The organism is Cupriavidus sp. (assembly GCF_057315035.1).
Genome location: NZ_DBHKYV010000037.1, coordinates 25,677 through 42,487, shown reverse-complemented (window position 1 = coordinate 42,487; position 16,811 = coordinate 25,677). Strand labels below are relative to the sequence as shown.

14 protein-coding genes are annotated in these 16,811 nt (G+C 64.5%); 8 read left to right on the top strand and 6 right to left on the bottom strand.

All coding sequences use genetic code 11. The features are described 5' to 3' along the window. The first annotated feature begins 92 nt into the window (after positions 1-92). From ACO550_RS31015 to ACO550_RS30995, 5 genes are read left to right on the top strand one after another with little or no spacing between them, the layout of a single operon-like run. Positions 93-953, top strand: coding sequence for a xanthine dehydrogenase family protein subunit M (locus ACO550_RS31015; RefSeq protein ID WP_315595704.1), 861 nt, complete (start codon positions 93-95; stop codon positions 951-953). Then, positions 953-1,459 carry a (2Fe-2S)-binding protein gene (locus tag ACO550_RS31010; RefSeq protein WP_315595703.1) on the top strand — a complete coding sequence of 169 codons (507 nt, stop codon included), beginning with the start codon at positions 953-955 and terminating at the stop codon, positions 1,457-1,459. The genes ACO550_RS31015 and ACO550_RS31010 overlap by 1 nt, the downstream gene beginning before the upstream one ends. Then, positions 1,459-3,744, top strand: a complete 2,286-nt coding sequence (locus ACO550_RS31005; protein WP_315595742.1) for a xanthine dehydrogenase family protein molybdopterin-binding subunit — start codon at positions 1,459-1,461, stop codon at positions 3,742-3,744. Before ACO550_RS31010 ends, ACO550_RS31005 begins: the two co-directional genes overlap by 1 nt. Then, entirely contained in the window at positions 3,741-4,367 is a 627-nt protein-coding gene (locus ACO550_RS31000; RefSeq protein WP_315595702.1) for a UbiX family flavin prenyltransferase, read from the top strand. Before ACO550_RS31005 ends, ACO550_RS31000 begins: the two co-directional genes overlap by 4 nt. Next, entirely contained in the window at positions 4,364-5,473 is a 1,110-nt protein-coding gene (locus ACO550_RS30995; RefSeq protein ID WP_315595701.1) for a GTP-binding protein, read from the top strand. The genes ACO550_RS31000 and ACO550_RS30995 overlap by 4 nt, the downstream gene beginning before the upstream one ends. A 108-nt stretch (positions 5,474-5,581) precedes the next feature. On the opposite strand, the gene ACO550_RS30990 is transcribed toward ACO550_RS30995, so the two are convergent. Then, positions 5,582-6,598: an AraC family transcriptional regulator gene (locus ACO550_RS30990; RefSeq protein ID WP_315595700.1), complete on the bottom strand. Its 1,017-nt coding sequence runs from the start codon at positions 6,596-6,598 to the stop codon at positions 5,582-5,584. Between the two features lie 158 nt (positions 6,599-6,756). Here ACO550_RS30990 and ACO550_RS30985 point away from each other — a divergent pair, with 158 nt between their 5' ends. The 3 genes from ACO550_RS30985 (at position 6,757) to ACO550_RS30975 (ending at position 10,114) form a co-directional block, all read left to right on the top strand. After that, positions 6,757-8,109, top strand: coding sequence for a solute carrier family 23 protein (locus tag ACO550_RS30985; protein ID WP_315595699.1), 1,353 nt, complete (start codon positions 6,757-6,759; stop codon positions 8,107-8,109). A 3-nt stretch (positions 8,110-8,112) separates the two neighbouring features. After that, on the top strand, positions 8,113-9,513 hold the full coding sequence (locus tag ACO550_RS30980; protein ID WP_315595698.1) for an amidohydrolase family protein: 1,401 nt from the start codon (positions 8,113-8,115) through the stop codon (positions 9,511-9,513). 175 nt (positions 9,514-9,688) lie between these two features. After that, on the top strand, positions 9,689-10,114 hold the full coding sequence (locus tag ACO550_RS30975) for a TIGR01841 family phasin (protein WP_315595697.1): 426 nt from the start codon (positions 9,689-9,691) through the stop codon (positions 10,112-10,114). 139 nt (positions 10,115-10,253) lie between these two features. On the opposite strand, the gene ACO550_RS30970 is transcribed toward ACO550_RS30975, so the two are convergent. From ACO550_RS30970 to ACO550_RS30950, 5 genes are all read right to left on the bottom strand, one after another. Further along, positions 10,254-11,402: a hybrid sensor histidine kinase/response regulator gene (locus ACO550_RS30970; protein ID WP_315595696.1), complete on the bottom strand. Its 1,149-nt coding sequence runs from the start codon at positions 11,400-11,402 to the stop codon at positions 10,254-10,256. After that, positions 11,399-11,995, bottom strand: coding sequence for a chemotaxis protein CheB (locus ACO550_RS30965; protein ID WP_315595695.1), 597 nt, complete (start codon positions 11,993-11,995; stop codon positions 11,399-11,401). Before ACO550_RS30965 ends, ACO550_RS30970 begins: the two co-directional genes overlap by 4 nt. A gap of 8 nt (positions 11,996-12,003) precedes the next feature. Beyond that, positions 12,004-12,849 carry a CheR family methyltransferase gene (locus ACO550_RS30960; RefSeq protein WP_315595741.1) on the bottom strand — a complete coding sequence of 282 codons (846 nt, stop codon included), beginning with the start codon at positions 12,847-12,849 and terminating at the stop codon, positions 12,004-12,006. A 26-nt stretch (positions 12,850-12,875) separates the two neighbouring features. Next, the gene (locus tag ACO550_RS30955) at positions 12,876-15,986 is read right to left on the bottom strand and encodes a response regulator (protein ID WP_315595694.1); all 3,111 of its coding nucleotides are present in this window, start codon (positions 15,984-15,986) and stop codon (positions 12,876-12,878) included. A gap of 148 nt (positions 15,987-16,134) precedes the next feature. Further along, positions 16,135-16,809 carry a WHG domain-containing protein gene (locus ACO550_RS30950; RefSeq protein WP_315595693.1) on the bottom strand — a complete coding sequence of 225 codons (675 nt, stop codon included), beginning with the start codon at positions 16,807-16,809 and terminating at the stop codon, positions 16,135-16,137. Positions 16,810-16,811 lie beyond the last annotated feature (2 nt).

Sequence of the window (16,811 nt, the reverse complement as noted above, 5' to 3'; positions counted from 1 at the left end):
ATTTACCGATGATCGTGTGGCAACCATCATGGATTCACGGTCAGCGGCAGGCATGGTGCGCACGGGCCGCAAGCATCCACACAGGAGCGACGATGAGAGCGTTTGAATATCTCGAACCCGCCACGCTTGCAGAGGCATCCGCGCTGCTGCACCGTTGCGGCGGTCGAGCCAGCGTGCTCGCGGGCGGCACCGACCTGCTGGTACAGATCAAGGAATCACACCGGCAACCCGCGCACGTCATCGACATCAAGAAAATTCCCGGCATGAACATGCTCGGGTTCGACCCCGTCGAAGGATTGCGCATCGGTGCGCTGGTCACCACGCGTGAGGTGGAGACGTCGTACGCGGTGCGCCGCCACTACGCCGGGCTGGCCCGCGCCGTGACCGATTTTGCATCGATCCAGGTGCGCAACCGCGCAACCGTGGTGGGCAACGTATGCCGCGCCTCGCCGTCGGCGGATTCCCTCGCGCCGTTGATCGCGGACGGTGCATCGGTACACCTGTACGGACTGCACGGCTCGCGTTCGATGCGCGTGGAAGACTTTCTGATCGGTGCCGGCAAGACCGCCCTCGAACCGGACGAACTGGTCTCGCGCATCACCATTCCCGCACCGGCACCGCATACCGGCAAGGCCTATATCAAGCACGGCCGACGGGTGCAAATGGAGCTGGCCACGGTGGGTGTGGCGGTATCGATCACGGTGGAACGCGGCCACTGTACCGCGATTGGCATCGTGCTCGCCGCCGTGGGCCCGACCCCAATCCGCGCCTTGCATGCCGAAGCGTTATTGCGTGACCGTCCCGTCAGCGACGCGCTGATCCTGCAAGCCGCCCATGCGGCGATGGAGGATGCGCGCCCGATCAGCGATGTACGTGCCAGCAGCGCGTATCGCCGCGAAATGGTAGGCGTGCTGACCCGGCGCGCCCTGGCTCAAGCCCTGGAGATGCTGTAATGCGCAGACTCATCGAACTGGAAATCAACGGCGAGCCGTACGAACTGGCGGTCGAGCCGCATGCCACGCTGCTGGACGCGCTGCGCTACGACGCCGGCCTGACCGGCACCAAGAAGGGTTGCGATGTGGGCGAATGCGGTTCGTGCACGATCCTGGTCGATGGCGTGCCGATGAACAGTTGCCTGATGCTGGCACCTGAGGCCCACGGCCGCAAGCTCACCACGATCGAAGGTATTCAACCCGATGCCGACACCGTGCATCCGATCCAGGAGCAGTTCATGCGCTGCGGCGCCGCGCAATGCGGCTTCTGCACGCCGGGCTTTATCGTGGCCATCAAGGCCCTGCTCGACGCCAATCCGACCCCCACGCGCGAGGAAATCCGCTTTGCCATCGCCGGCAATATCTGCCGCTGCACCGGCTACACCCGGATCATCGAGGCGGTGGAGAAGGCGGCCGACGCAATCAATCATCCGTGCCGCGCGCGGAACGCAACGGAGAGCGCATGATGACCCACGCCGTGATCGGACACAGCGTCAAGCGTACGGACCTGCTGGACAAGGTCACCGGCAACGCCAAATACGTTGCCGACATGCCCTTCGCGGGCCTGCTGCACGCCAGGCTCAAGCGCTGCAACGTGGCGCATGCGCGCATCCGCCGCATCGATACCACCGCAGCGCTGGCGCTGCCCGGCGTGAAGGCGATCCTCACGCACGAGAACGTGCCGCGCGTGCTGCATGCGGGCTCGCCACATCCACGTTCGGCTTCGGTCACGTGCGACCAGTACATCCTCGACGACAAGGTACGTTACTGGGGCGAAGGCGTGGCCGCCGTGGCGGCCATCAGCGAGGAGATCGCCGCGCGTGCCATCGAACTGATCGAAGTCGAGTACGAACCGCTGCCCGCGCTGTTCACCGTGGACGAGGCCGCCGCGCCGGGTGCACCGCTGATCCACGACCGTGCGCCCGGTGGCAATCTGGTACTGCCGCCCGTGGTGATCGAGCGCGGCAATCTCGAACAAGGCTTCGCGGATGCCGACTTTATCCTCGAAGGCGTCTATGAAGGCGGCCGCCCGACACCTGCCTACATGGAACCCAATGTCCTGACCTGCAGGTGGGATGGCAATGGCAGCCTGACCGTGTGGATCTCGACGCAAACCGCCTTCATGGTGCGCGGGATCATGGCCGAGGTGCTGGGCCTGCCCTTACACAAGGTGCGTGTGCTGGTAGACCATATGGGCGGCGGGTTCGGCGCCAAGCAGGATCTGTTTCAGGGCGAGTTCCTGTGTGCGCTGCTGGCACGGGAAACGCATCGGCCCGTGCGCATGGAGTACACCCGTGAAGAGACCTTCCTGGGCGGCCGCACACGCCACCCGGCGCGCATCTGGCTGCGGCAAGGGTTTCGCAACGATGGCACGATCACCGCGCGCGAAGCGAAGGTCGTGTTCAATTCCGGCGCCTATGGCTCGCATGGGCCGGGCGTGACCAACGTGGGCACGGCGGCCATGGTGTCACTCTACCGCTGCGAGAACGTCAGGCTCGAAGGCCGCTGCGTGTACACCAACAGTCCGATCGCGGGCGCGTTCCGGGGCTATGGCGTGGTGCAAACCTACTATGCGCTCGATATCCAGATGGACGAAGCGGCCGAGCATCTGGGCCTTGATCCTGCCGAACTGAAGCTGCGCAACGCGGTGCGCGAAGGCGACATCGCGCCATCGAACCACCCAATGATCGGCCACGGACTGGAGGCCTGCATCATCAAGGGCATGGAGGTGGTGGACTGGGCCGCGCGCCGCGCTGGCACGCGCCAACAACAAGGTGTACTGCGGCGCGGCTGGGGTATCGGTTGCGAAATGCACGGCAGCAGCGCGTATCCCGGCATCAAGGAACAGGGCAATGCGATCATCAAGATGAATGAAGACGGTACCGTGGTGCTCCTGACCGGCGCAGCAGGCCTGGGGACGGGCGCGCACACGGCACTGGCGCAGATCGTGGCCGAGGAACTGGCGATTCCATTTGAATCGGTCAGCGTGGTGCATGGCGATACCGATGTGGTGCCGTGGGACATCGGCGCGTTTGCGAGTCACACCACGTATATGGTCGGCCGCGCCGCGCAGATGGCCGCCGGCGAGATCAAGACGCAATTGCTGGCACGCGCCGCAAAACAGATGGAAGCCCAACCGGATGAACTGGACGTGGTCAATGGCGTGATCTCGGTACGCGACCGCGTGGGCCCCACCATGACCGTACGCGAGGCCGTGATGCCGCGCAAGGGCCTGCCCGCCGCGCAACTGGTGGGCACTGCTACCTATCACCCGACCAAGTCGTACTCGTTTGCGGCGCATTTCGTTGAAGTCGAGGTTGATACCGAAACCGGCTTTATCACGGTCAAGCAGGTGGTGCCAGTACACGATATCGGCAAGGTCATCCACCCCGTAGCCGCTGCCGGGCAGATCGAGGGCGGCATCCAGCAAGGCATTGGGCATACGCTCTACGAGGACTACCAGATCGACATGGCGACCGGGCGCTCGTTGAATGCCAACTTCGTCGACTACAAGATGCCGTTGTCCATGGATATGCCCGAGATCCACACCGTGCTACTGGAAGCGGCGCCCGACCCCGGCGGTCCGTTTGGTGCCAAGGGCGTGGGAGAGGATCCGATCGTCGCGATCGGCCCGGCCATTGCCAATGCGGTGTTCGATGCCATTGGCGTGCGCTTTCGCCACTATCCAATCAAGCCTGAGCAGGTACTCCAGGCGCTGGCGGAACAGCGCGCGGCGGAGGTCCGGGCATGAGCGCGCCACGCAGGCTGGTGGTAGCCATCACCGGTGCCAGCGGCGCGGTGTACGGCGTGCGCCTGCTACAGGCCATGCAGGCGGCAGCCGGATGGGAAACGCATCTGGTCTGCTCGCCATCGGGGCTGCTCACCGTGCATCACGAACTGGGCATGCAGCGCCCGGAGGTCGAGGCATTGGCCGGCGTGGTGCATAACGTCCGCGATATCGGCGCCAGCGTGGCCAGCGGGTCGTTCCGCTGCGACGGCATGGTGATTGCGCCGTGTTCGATGCGCACGCTGGCAGCGGTGGCCACCGGCCTGGCCGACAACCTGATCACCCGCGCCGCCGACGTAATGCTCAAGGAGCGCCGCCGCCTGGTGCTGCTGGCGCGCGAGACGCCGCTGCATCTGGTGCATCTGCGCAATATGACCACGGTGACCGAGATGGGTGCCATCGTCATGCCGCCGATGCCCGCTTTCTACGCCTGCCCGCGAACCGTCGACGATCTTGTCAACCACACAGTGGGCCGCGTACTGGACCTGTTCGACGTGGACCATGCGGGCCTGGTCGAACGCTGGCCCGGCATGCGCGCCACGCTCTCCGCAGTCAATACCGATGTCATCACCCGGGAGACACCATGACCGATATGCAACGCAACCTTCCGCCCGTGCCCGTCACCATCCTGACCGGCTTTCTTGGTGCGGGTAAGACCACGCTGCTGAACCATATCCTTACGCAGAAGCACGGGCATCGCATTGCCGTGATCGAGAACGAGTTTGGCGAAGTCGACGTCGACTCCGACCTCGTCATGACATCGGATGAAGAGATCTACCAGATGACCAACGGCTGCATCTGCTGTGTGGTCGATGTGCGGACCGATCTCGTGCGCATCTTGCAGACGCTACTGGAACGGCCCGAGCGCTTCGACCATATCCTGGTCGAAACCAGCGGACTGGCCGACCCCACGCCCGTGGCTGCCACGTTCTTCATGGACAACGATGTGGCAAAGCAGGTCACGCTCGACGGCATCCTGACGCTGGTGGACGCGGTGCATATCGAGGACCATCTCGACGACCCCCGGCTGTCCGGTTTCGACAACCAGGCCGTGGACCAGATCGTCGCGGCCGACCGGATCATCCTGAACAAGTCCGACCTGGTTTCCGAGGCGCGGCTCGATGCGTTGACCCACCGCCTGCAGCACCTGAACGAAGGCGCGCAGATCATGCGCTCCAACTACGCGCAGGTGGACTTGTCGCGCATCCTTGGCATTGGCGGCTTTACACCCGGCGTGACACAGCTTCCCGATGATGTCCATGAACACATGCACGAGCATCACGGCCATCCCCACGGCGCTCACGATGAAGACCACGTGTGCGACGAACTGTGCGATCACGGCCATGACGGAAATGGCGGCGAAGACCACACGCATCGTCATGACCCGTCGGTGACCTCGGTGTCGCTGCTGTTCGACACGCCCTTCGACCGCCAGCGGTTGGAGAGCGGGTTGCGTGCACTGCTGGCCGCGCAGGGTGATGACGTTTTCCGCATGAAAGGTATCGTGGCCGTGCAGGACGACGACCAGCGCTACGTGCTGCAGGCAGTGCACCGGCTGATGGATTTCCATGCGGCCGATGCGTGGGGCACGCAAGCGCGCGAAAGCAAGTTTGTCTTTATCGGGCGCGACCTCGATCGGGGCCGCCTGCAGACGCTGCTGCGCGTGTGCCAGCCCACCCAGATTGCCGCCTGATCACTGTCGGTTCATCCCGACTCACGCTCTGGGAACCCGCCGCGACACTGGCGGGGGATTGATGGCGCAGCCGTCTCACGTCGGCTGCGCCTTTTTTGAGTTAACCGGTCAACCACCACCACGCAACGTCGCAGAAGGCGCCTCACCAAACTCGCGCCGGTACTCGCGCGCAAACAGGCTCAGGTGCGTAAAGCCGTGGCGCAACGCAATGCTGGTAACCACGCCGGGGCCCTGCGTCGCGCGTTGCAGATCGGCACGTGCGCCCTGCAGGCGCAGCACGCGCAGGTATTCCATGGGGGTAGTGTCCTTGCTCTTGCGAAAGCCGAGCTGCAACGTGCGTTCGCAGACGCCGCAATGCGCGGCCAGCTCCTGTAGCGTGATCGGCTTGTCCAGATTGGCGCGCAGATAGCGTATGGCGCGCCGGACATAGACCGGCAGCGTCGGCAGATAGCCACGCGGCAGCAACCCGCCATCCTCGCCAAAATGATCGACCAGCAGCGTGGTCAAACAAAGCTGCTCGATGGCGCCATCGGCCGCCGGCAGGCCAGGCCGGACGGTACGCATGTCCGCCTCGGCGCGCAGCCACGTCATCATCGCGCGCCAGCGTCCCGCGCGCTGGGCGTCGGCCAATGGCTGCAATGCAAAGATCAGCGGCGCCGGGGGATCGAAGTTGAAACAGGTCCGAAACGCATCTACCAGTGCGTGCCGGCGCACCACCACGCTGAAGCGTTCGCAGCCCGCGTCCAGCACCAGGCGCACCGGCACCGACGGTGAGAACACCCACGTGCTGCCGGTTTCCATGCTCACTTCCACGCCATCCACATGCACACGGCACCGCCCTGCCGTGACGGTCTGAATCACGTACTCGTCCTTGCCCAACTGCGGAACCACCTCCATGGCCTGGCGGTAGCGCGTGGTTACCAGCGTGAGGTGCCCGATCTGGCAGGACTGCAACTGCACTTCCGGATCGGCATCGTCGCTATGCAGCCGGGTCGGGCCGAACACGCGCGCCGACAATGCCTGCACGTGATCGAGTGCACGGGCATGGCTGACGGTGTTCAGCTTCGGAGCGGCATGATGGCCCATGGTGCGTACGGGGGGACGGGCTTGCGATGGTGGCTTCATCGTAGGGAGCTTTCAGGACGCCGCGCAAGCTGCGGAAAACCCCTGCCGTTTCCGCTGCCATTTCGCTTGCGTGCGCGCCCCTTCGCAATGTTGCTACGCGCCGGAACGCCGCATCGCTAAGTTGGGTGCATACCTCATGACAAGGCAGGAGAGCCCCCATGACTACCCCCGTCCATCCCGTCGACCAGATCCTGCCCGCCCGGGCCATGGTGTCGCTTGGCTTCCAGCATATGCTGGTCAGTTACCTTGGCGCGATTGCCGTGCCGATGATCGTGGCCGGGGCGCTAAAGATGACGCCGGCGCAGACCACGCTGCTGATCAGCACGGCGTTATTCACGTCCGGTATCGCCACGCTGCTGCAAACGGTGGGTTTCTGGAAATTTGGCGTGCGCCTGCCGCTCATGCAGGGCGTGGCCTTCGGCTCGGTGGGCCCGGTGATCGCCATCGGCACCGATCCGTCACTGGGCTTTACTGGCGTATGCGGCGCGGTGATCGGGGCGGGCATGGTGACCATGTTCCTGGCCCCCGTGATCGGCCGGCTCAAGCGCTTCTTTCCGCCGGTGGTCAGCGGTTGCATCATCACCTCGGTGGGACTGTCGCTGTTTCCGGTGGCCTACCAGTGGACTGGCGGCGGTCATCACGCGAAGGATTTCGGCTCGCCGCTGTTCTTTGTGGTGGCATTCGGTACCGTGGCCTTGATCCTCTTTATCAATAGCCATGGCGGTCGCCTGGTGCGCAGCCTGGCAGTGCTGATCGGGCTCGCGATCGGCGGTGCGGCGGCGTGGCTGCTGGGCATGGGCAATTTCGACGAAGTTGCGCGGGCGCCGTGGTTCACGATGGTTACGCCCTTTGCCTTCGGCATGCCCACCTTCAACGCGGGTGCAATCGTCACCATGGTGATCGTGATGGTCGTGCAGATGGTGGAGTCGATGGGCCTCTTCGTTGCCATCGGGGACATCGTCAAACGGCCGGTGACCGAGCGCGAGGCCACCTGCGGCTTGCGCGCCAACGGCCTGGCCAGTGCCATTGGCGGCATGTTCGCGGCATTTCCGTTTATCGCGTTCATGGAGAACGTCGGGCTGGTCATCGTCACCGGCGTGCGCAGCCGTTGGGTGGTGGCGGTGTGTGGGGTGATGCTCTGCGCGGTAGCGCTGGTGCCCAAGATCGGGGCACTGTTTTCCTCGATACCGTCGGCTGCGCTGGGTGGCGCCACCATCGTGATGTTCGGGGTGGTGGTGGCAGCAGGTATCCGCACGCTCGGACAGGTCGACTACGAGCGCAAGCCCGCGAACCTGAGCGTGGTGGCCATCACACTGGCCTGCGCGCTGATGCCGGTGATCATGCCGAGCCTGCTGGAGAAGCTGCCCGCAGCGCTGCAGCCCTTCGTGCACAGCAGCGTGATCATTTCCTGTGTGGTTTCCGTATTCCTGAACCTGCTGCTCAATGGCATTCCGGCGCGCGAAGAAGACGCCGAACTGGCCATGGCCGCTGAACATGCCCCAGAGATCTGAACCATGTCGATGCCATCCACAACCACATCCACCTCCGGCAATCTGCTGATCCGCAATGCCTCCGCCGTGATGACCGGCCGTGCCGGCACCGCTTCGCGCGCGGGTGCGGTCGACCTGCGCATCCGCCATGGCCGTGTGGCCGAGCTGGCAGCCGGCCTGCTGCCGCAGCCAGACGAAACCGTGGTCGATGCCACCGGTTGTGTGGTCTATCCCGGCTGGGTCAATACCCATCACCACCTGTTCCAGAACCTGCTCAAGGCGGTGCCGGCCGGGATGAACGCCGACCTGCAGCAGTGGCTGGCCAGCGTGCCATATCCACGCCTGGACCGCTTTACACCCGAGATCTTCCGCACGGCGGTGCGGCTGGGCATGGCCGAACTGCTGCTATCCGGTACTACCACCTGCGCCGACCATCACTATCTCTATCACCACGGTCATGGTGCGGAGACCGGCGATGTGCTGTTCGACGTGGCCGAGGAGTTTGGCATGCGGCTGGTACTGTGCCGTGGCGGCGCCGTGCAGTCGAAGGCCGATCATCCTGGCATGCGTGCGACCGCGCTGGTGCCGGAAACGCTCGACGAAATGCTGGGCGATATCGAACGGCTCAAGTCGCGCTATCACGACGCCAGTGCCGACGCAATGCGGCGTGTCGTTGTGGCGCCCACCACGCCGACGTTCTCGCTACCGCCCTCGGTACTGCGCGAAGTTGCGGCGTTCGCGCGCGGCATGCAGTTGCGCCTGCATACGCATCTGTCGGAAACCGACAACTACGTACGCTTCTGCGCCGAAAAGTACCACTGCACGCCGGTGCAATTCGTCGCGGATCATGACTGGCTTGGACCCGATGTCTGGTTCGCGCATCTGGTGACAGTGACCCGCGACGAGATCCGCATGCTGGGCCAGACTGGCACCGGCGTCGCGCACTGCCCGGTCAGCAATGCGCGGCTCGGTAGCGGCATTGCCCCGGTGCGGGCCATGGCCGATGCAGGCGTGCCGGTGTCGATCGGTGTCGATGGCGTGGCGTCGAATGAATCGGGCAGCATGGTGCATGAGGCCAACTTTGCGTGGCTGATTCATCGTGCACTGGGCGGCGCCGCGCAAACGCGTGTCGAAGAGGTGCTCCACTGGGGCACGGCGGGCGGCGCACGGGTACTGGGCTTGCCCGGCGTGGGCACGCTGGAGCCCGGCCAATCCGCGGATCTGGTTCTCTACGATGTCACCGGTCTGCGCTTCGCGGGCTTTCACGACATCGCCACGGCCCCGGTTGCGGCAGGCGAACCCACGCCCGTGCGCGATGTGTTCGTGCGCGGCCGACAGGTGGTGCGCGACGGTGCGATCGTGGGCCTCGATATCGAGCGCCTGCGGCATGACGCCAGGGTGGCGCTGCAAACCTTGCTGCCGTAGCGGGACGCGCGGCATGCCGGCCGGGACGGATTTGCCGATCTTATCCTCCGGTATGGTCGCCGGGCGGGCGCAACGCGCTACACTAGGGGCACCGCGCGGCGACGGCACTGCACCAGCCGTGGTCCGGCGCGGGCCCGCTTCCTGCTTCCCCTACCCCCTGACAAGGAGTTGCGCCATGGCTACCTCGCCCAATCCGTTCACCGATTTCACGAAGTTGCTGGAACAGTACAAGCTCCCCGGCGTTGATATGGCTTCGGTGATCGAAGCACGGCGCAAGGATATCGAAGCCATCACCGAGGCAAACAAGGTTGCCTATGAAGGGATGCAGGCATTGGTGCAGAAGCAGACGGAGATCCTGAGCAAGAGCATGCAGGAACTGCAGGCCGCGGCGCAGAAGATGACCGCCGGCGGCAATCCGGCCGAAGCCATGGCCAAGCAAGGCGAATTCGTTCAGCAAGGCCTGCAGACGGCATTCAACAATATGCGTGAACTGGCGGAAATGGCCCAGAAATCGCAGGCCGAGGCGCTGGCCGTGATCACGAAACGCGCCGAGCAGAATATCGAGGAAGCCAAGAACCTGATGAAGGGAACCGGCAAGTAAGTCGATCGGTTGCTTTGTCTTAGCGGTACGGTTCCTGGTGCACGGGACGCTGGAGCATGGAGGCTTCGGCATTGCACCAGGAACCCCGCATCGCGCGCCAGGCATGGCACGCATCCTGCATGGGCGTACCCTTCCCCGCTCAGGCCCGAATGCTTCGCTGAGCGCTCCGGCATTCGCGTGGCATGCGTATCGTGAACTGCGTGATGCCTCGCGCCGCATCGGAGGTGGCCGAAATCGTGCCGCCGTGCAACGACACCAGTTCGCGCGCGATATACAGGCCGAGTCCAAGCCCTTCCGAATTGCCATTGCCCGCCGAAGCGGCTCCTTCTCCCGAGCGAAAAGCATCGAAGATGTGCGGCAGCAGTGCGTCGGCAATCGCGCCGCCATTCTCCACACTGATCACGACATCGTTCCGGTCGGTGCCATCCACGCGCACCGTCACCGGGGCGTCACGATCGCCATGCTGCAACGCGTTGCCCACGAGGTTCTGAACTACCTGGGCCATCAGGTCCGGATCGAGACTGGCCTGGGTGTCGCCCTGTCTCTCCAGTACCAAGCGGGTCTGGCCACGCGCGACTGCGCATTCGTCGACGATCGCCGCGCAGATGGCACCCAGATCGGCTTCCTGCGGCATCAGGCTTACGCGGCCGCCATGCAAGCGTGCCACATGCAGCAGCTGGTCGACCATGCGCGCCATGCGCTGGCTGCTGCGCGTGATGCGTTCGGTCGCCGGCTTGAGTTTCTCTTCCGCGCCGAAGCGGCCCAGGAACGATGCCGAGGCGATGATGGCCGAGAGTGGCGTGCGCAGGTCGTGTGCCAGTACGGCCATCAGCATCTCGTTGGTCTTCAGCAACTGCTCGGCGGTTTGAAGTTGCTCGGCCAGTTGCTGCTTCTGGCGCGCAAGTTGTACGAACACGTCGACCTTGGCGGCCAGCACGCGTGCATCCACCGGCTTGAAGAGGAAGTCCACCGCGCCTGTGGCATAGCCGCGAAACGCGCGCTGGCTGTCGTGGCCGGCAGCCGTCAGGAACAGGATGGGAATGTGGCTCGTGCGCTTGCTGCCGCGCATCAGTTCGGCTAGCTCGAAGCCGTCCATCTCGGGCATGTGCACGTCGAGGATGGCAAGCCCGAAATCATGTTCGAGCAGCATCTCCAGTGCCTGGGCACCCGAACTCGCATGGAGGATTTCCACGTCGGGCTTGGCCAGGACGGCATCGAGCGCCGTCAGGTTGGCGGCTATGTCATCGACTGCGAGGATCTTGACGGGAGCATGCATGGTAATGGTCATTCTGTAATGCGGGCCAAACCGCGGCCAATGGCTTCCAGATTCAACACGCGGTCGGCCGCACCGCGTGCAATGGCTTCTTGCGGCATGGTTTCCACCGCCGCGCTTTCCGGTGCCTGCACCCATGCGGTGCCACCGGCCGCCCGAATCGCGGCCAGCCCGCGCGCGCCGTCGTCGTTGGCGCCTGACAGCAGGATACCCAACGCGCGTTCACGCCAGGCGATGGCCGCCGACTCGAACAGTACGTCGATCGATGGCCTGGAAAACCGCACCGGTGGCTCCACCGACAGCGCCAGGCGCATCACGGCTGGCGTATCGGGGTCCTGCTCCACGAGCAAATGGTAGTCCGGCGGCGCCAGGTAAAGGTGCCCGGATTCGAGCGTCATCTTGTCTTCCGCTTCGTGCACCGGCAGCACGCAGCGTGCCTTGAACAGTTCCGGAAGCAGGCTTGGCGTCGACGCGAGCTGATGCATGACCACCACTACGGGAGGCCGGAACTGCGCCGGCAGCATCGGCAACAGCGCATTCAGCGCCTCGATGGCACCGGCCGATCCGCCGATCACCACACCGCTGCAAGCTCGCTTCGCCGGTTTCATGGCAGTCTCTAGCACTTGCGGTAAAGCCGCTCTTGCGGCAACACCGGCTCGAAATCCTGGGCATGCGCGCTGAAATGCAGGCTTTCCTTGCTGCCCAGCCCCAGGAAGCCACGGCGTGCCAGCGCATCGCGAAACAATCCGATCACACGGTCCTGCAGCGGACGATCGAAATAGATCAGTACGTTGCGGCACGACACCAGTTGGGCCTCCTGGAACACGCTGTCCGTCGCCAGGCTATGGTCCGCAAACACCGATTGCCTGATCAGCTGTGCGTTGAACTTGGCCTTGCCATACGCCGCATGATAGTAGTCCGATAGCGAGCGCTTTCCGCCGGCCGCGAGGTAATTCTCGCCAAAGCCGCGCAAGCGGCCCGCATCGTACACACCCGCGCGCGCGATGGCCAGCGCCTCCGGATTGATATCGGTTGCGTAGAACACCGTACGCGCCGCAAGCCCTTCTTCCTCGAACAGGATGGCCAGCGACCACAGTTCCTCGCCGCTGCTGCAGCCGGCCACCCACACATTGACCGATGGGTACGTCTGCAGTACCGGCACCACATGCTCGCGGATCGCACGGAAGTAGCCGGGATCTCGGAACATCTCGCTGACCTGTACCGTCAGGTACTGCAGCAGGCGACCGAACAACCTGGCATCGCGCAACATCTTGTCCTGCAGCTGCGAGAGCGTGTCCAGGCCCAGGTCGTGCAGCGCCTGCTGCAGCCGGCGCCGCAGCGACGCGCGTGAATAGCGGCGGAAATCGTGCTGGTACTTGCGGAAAATCGCTTCCAGCAGCAGTTCCAGCTCGATCTCGAAGTTGGCGTCGGGCAGCGGCGAGACCCCGTCCGCATCGGGCATGGCCAGCGCATTGGCGCCACCCGGCTTCAGTTTGCGTGTAGCCATACGCGACACAGTGAAAGCAGCTTGTCCACATCGATCGGCTTGGCGATGTAGTCGCTGGCGCCTGCCTGCAGGCAGGCTTCGCGATCCGACTGCATGGCCTTGGCGGTCAACGCGATGATCGGCAGCCGCGCGTATTCCGGCATCTGGCGGATATGCCGCATCGCGGTAATGCCGTCCATCTCGGGCATCATGATGTCCATCAGCACGAGGTCCACGTCACGGACCTTCTCCAGCAGGTCCAGCGCCTCGCGCCCGCTGCGGGCGATTTCCACCGTGGCGCCAAGCGGCTCGATGACTTTCGATAGCGCAAAGATATTGCGCGCATCGTCTTCCACAAGCAGCAGCTTGCGACCGTCGAAGGCGTCGTCACGACTGCGCGCGGCGCGCAGCATGCGCTGATGTTCGGGCGGCAGCGACGACTCCACGCTGTGCAGGAACAGTGTCACCTCGTCGAGCAGGCGATCTGGCGAACGCGCACCCTTGATGATGATCGACTTCGAATACCGGCGCAGTTGCCGCTCATCATTGGCCGACAACTGCCGGCCGGTGTAGACGATCACCGGGGGCATGGCGCCGGTATCGGACTCGGCCATGCGGGCCAGCAGATCGTGGCCGGTGCCATCGGGCAGCACCATGTCCAGCACCACGCAATCGAACGGCGCCCCGTTCAGCGCGTCGACCGCACCGGCAACCGTGCCAGTGGTCACGATCTCCGCATCCAGCGATTTCAGCAACGCGCGGATGCTTTCGCGCAACGTCGGGTCGTCCTCGATGACCAGCACGCGACGCTGGCCCGCCGTCATGCGCGCTTCAAGCCCGCGGATGACCATGGCGAGCTTGTCGCGCTCGCTTGGCTTGAAGGTGTAGCCCACCGCGCCAAGATGCAGCGCGGCCTCGGCATGGTCGCCGACCGATATCAGGTGCGTGGGAATATGGCGCGTGGTGGGATCGCGCTTGAGCCAGTCCAGCAACGTCAGGCCCGATTGGTCGGGCAGCGCCACGTCGAGCAGGATGCCGCATGGCTGATGCTGGCGCGCGAGCTCCAGGCCTTGCGCGGACGTGGTGGCATGGATGCAGTCGAAATCGAGTTCGTGGGCCAGCGTGTAAAGGATGCCGGCGAAGTCGATGTCGTCCTCGATCACCAGAATCAGTCGGCTGCCACGCGTGCGCTGGGCGCGGTCGTCGGGAATCGGCGTCGGATAACCGCGCGAGGCTGGCTCGACCGGTTCCGGTACCGGCATCGGCATCGGCGCGGGAACCGGGACCGCCACGGGCGGCGCTATCTGCGGCACCGCAGACATCGCTGGTGCCGGCACATCGGCCACCAGCGTCAGCGGAACGGTCAGCGCGAATACACTGCCCTGCCCCGGTTCGCTGGCCACCGTGATGGCGCCGCCAAGCAGCCGCGCCAGTTCGCGCGAAATGGACAACCCCAGGCCCGTGCCGCCAAAGCGACGGCTGGTGGTGCCATCGGCCTGCTGGAATGCCTCGAAGATGACCTGCTGCTTGTCTTTCGGAATCCCGATGCCCGTGTCGCGCACTTCGAAACGCAAGGCATCCTCGCCCTGGGTTGCCATGGACAGCGTTACCGAACCTTCCGCGGTGAACTTGAATGCGTTCGACAGCAGGTTCTTGAGTACCTGTTGCAGCCGCTGGCCGTCTGACACGATGGCGTCGGGCAGGCCCGGCATGAACTCGGCCCGGAACGTCAGGCCCTTCTGCGCCCCGATGGGACCGAACATTTGCTCCAGCGTACCGGCCAGCTTGCGCAACTCTACCGGTTCGGCTTCGATCACGAGGTGTCCGGCTTCGATCTTCGACAGGTCCAGGATGTCGTTGATCAGGTTCAGCAGGTCGGTGTTCGCGTCGTGGATCGTGGCCGCGTAGCGTACCTGCTCGCCGGTCAGCGTACCTTCCTTGTTCTCCTGGAGCAGCTTGGCCAGGATCAGTGCACTGTTCAGCGGCGTGCGCAACTCGTGCGACATATTGGCCAGGAACTCACTCTTGTACTGGTTCGATCGCTCCAGATCGCGCGACTTGGCCGCCAGGTCCGTCTGGAACACGAGCATTTCGCGCTTCTGTGCCTCCAGGCGCTGGGCATGCTCTTCAAGCTGGACGTTGGTCTGCTCCAGTTCAGCCTGTTGCGCTTCGAGCCGGGCCTGCGAATCCATCAGCGCGTGCCCGCGTTCCTCCAGTTCCTCGTTGGATACACGCAGCTCTTCCTGCTGGACCTGCAGTTCCTCGCTCTGGCGCTGCGTTTCGCCAAGCAGCGTTTCCAGCCGTGTGCGATAGGCGGCCGCGCGCAGGGTCATGCCAACCGATTCGCCAATCCGTTCAAGCAGTTCCACCGCGTCCGCGGTGTCGCGTCGCGTAGTAACGAAGCCGAGTTCGACCACGCCGATCACCTCGCCCTCGGATGTCAGCGGTGCGGCAATGATCTCATTGGGGGTCGTGCGGCCCAGCGCCGAGGCCACCTGCAGATACCCGGCAGGCAGCCCGCCCAGCGCGATGACGCGGTTTTCCGCCACAGCCTGGCCGGCGAGCGTCTCGCCCGGTGCCAGCGTCGAAGGCAGGGTTGCGTCGTTGGCCAGCGCCCAGGCGGCCACACGGCGCAACTGGTCGCCATCGCGCTGGTAGACCACGCCTACGTGCGCATCCAGTGCCTGGGCCAGCGCGCGCACCAATGCATCGCCGACATTGCCGGCCGACTGCGGGTTGCGAACGGCCTGATGCACGCTCACCTGCGCCAGTTGCAGCCAGACCGCGCGTTGCGTGGCAAGCTGGGCCACGATATAGCGATACACCACCACCGCCAGGAACCACAGCATGACTACGCCAATGCTGCGGTTGATGATGGCAAAGACCGGATTGACGTTGCTGACCGGTGAAATTACATATCCGATGCCGATCAGCACCGTTCCCGCCGCGGCCGAGATCAGCGGCAGGCGCGGATCGGCGCTGTACAGCGTCATGCAAACCGGAACCAGATAGAACAACCACGACGCGATGCCTAGCGGTGTAAGCGCGTCGATCCCGAATACCACTACGATCGCCACCGGAACGACTATGGTGCCGAACAGAAATCGTTGCATGGAGGACGAATACATACGGTCGGGAACGGAAATGACGGGCGGCCGCGCGCCGAGGCCATCCCCGGCACGAAGCGCCTTATCCTACCCTGCAGAGTCCGATATGGCTGTCGGTGTCACGCCGACACGTGATGCAACGCACCAACCTCGCTCAACCTGCCGGCTGCGAGCATGCACGTAGCGCCTGAAGGCAGAATTCGGCCACCACGTCGGCCATCTGGTCGACGTCGAGCGGCTGCGCGGAGATGGCCGATATACGCTCGTTGCTGGCGGTGATCGTTGCCAGCCCGTGGGCGGCGATCCACACCGCAAAGGCGAGTTTTTCTTCCGACAGATTGGCCGCGTCCCGACCGTCCAGGCACGCCGCGACCGCATCGCGTACACGTGTGAACGAGTTTCCCGCGGCCTGCACCAGTTCCGGATACTCGCTGCGGCGTTCGATGGCCGGGCCGAACATCAGATGGAAGCGCGCCGGATACGCATGCGCGAATTCGGCATAGCCGACCAGCAGGCCGCGTAGCCGGTCGGCCGGCGTCTGGTTCGGCAAACGGGCAGCCCGGCTGCTCCGGAAATCCTTGAGCTCGCGGAATGCCTGCGCCGCAATCGCCGCCAACAGGCCATTGCGATCCTGGAAGTGATGCGACGGCGCACCGGGCGACACGCCCGCAAGCCTGGCGGCCGTGCGCATGCTCATGGCCGAGATGCCCTCGGTGTCGAGCAGATGCAGGCCCCACGCAATCAGCGAAGCGCGCAAGTCGCCATGGTGCCACTGCCCTTCAGGCTTGGTGGCACCGCCCGATGCGTTCCTGGGTGGTCGGCGTGACATTT

Coding starts and splice junctions, on each gene's coding strand:
- ACO550_RS31015 (WP_315595704.1), top strand. CDS start 93: ATGAGAGCGTTTGAATATCTCGAACCCGCCACGCTTGCAGAGGCATCC.
- ACO550_RS31010 (WP_315595703.1), top strand. CDS start 953: ATGCGCAGACTCATCGAACTGGAAATCAACGGCGAGCCGTACGAACTG.
- ACO550_RS31005 (WP_315595742.1), top strand. CDS start 1,459: ATGACCCACGCCGTGATCGGACACAGCGTCAAGCGTACGGACCTGCTG.
- ACO550_RS31000 (WP_315595702.1), top strand. CDS start 3,741: ATGAGCGCGCCACGCAGGCTGGTGGTAGCCATCACCGGTGCCAGCGGC.
- ACO550_RS30995 (WP_315595701.1), top strand. CDS start 4,364: ATGACCGATATGCAACGCAACCTTCCGCCCGTGCCCGTCACCATCCTG.
- ACO550_RS30990 (WP_315595700.1), bottom strand. CDS start 6,598: ATGAAGCCACCATCGCAAGCCCGTCCCCCCGTACGCACCATGGGCCAT.
- ACO550_RS30985 (WP_315595699.1), top strand. CDS start 6,757: ATGACTACCCCCGTCCATCCCGTCGACCAGATCCTGCCCGCCCGGGCC.
- ACO550_RS30980 (WP_315595698.1), top strand. CDS start 8,113: ATGTCGATGCCATCCACAACCACATCCACCTCCGGCAATCTGCTGATC.
- ACO550_RS30975 (WP_315595697.1), top strand. CDS start 9,689: ATGGCTACCTCGCCCAATCCGTTCACCGATTTCACGAAGTTGCTGGAA.
- ACO550_RS30970 (WP_315595696.1), bottom strand. CDS start 11,402: ATGACCATTACCATGCATGCTCCCGTCAAGATCCTCGCAGTCGATGAC.
- ACO550_RS30965 (WP_315595695.1), bottom strand. CDS start 11,995: ATGAAACCGGCGAAGCGAGCTTGCAGCGGTGTGGTGATCGGCGGATCG.
- ACO550_RS30960 (WP_315595741.1), bottom strand. CDS start 12,849: ATGCCCGATGCGGACGGGGTCTCGCCGCTGCCCGACGCCAACTTCGAG.
- ACO550_RS30955 (WP_315595694.1), bottom strand. CDS start 15,986: ATGCAACGATTTCTGTTCGGCACCATAGTCGTTCCGGTGGCGATCGTA.
- ACO550_RS30950 (WP_315595693.1), bottom strand. CDS start 16,809: ATGTCACGCCGACCACCCAGGAACGCATCGGGCGGTGCCACCAAGCCT.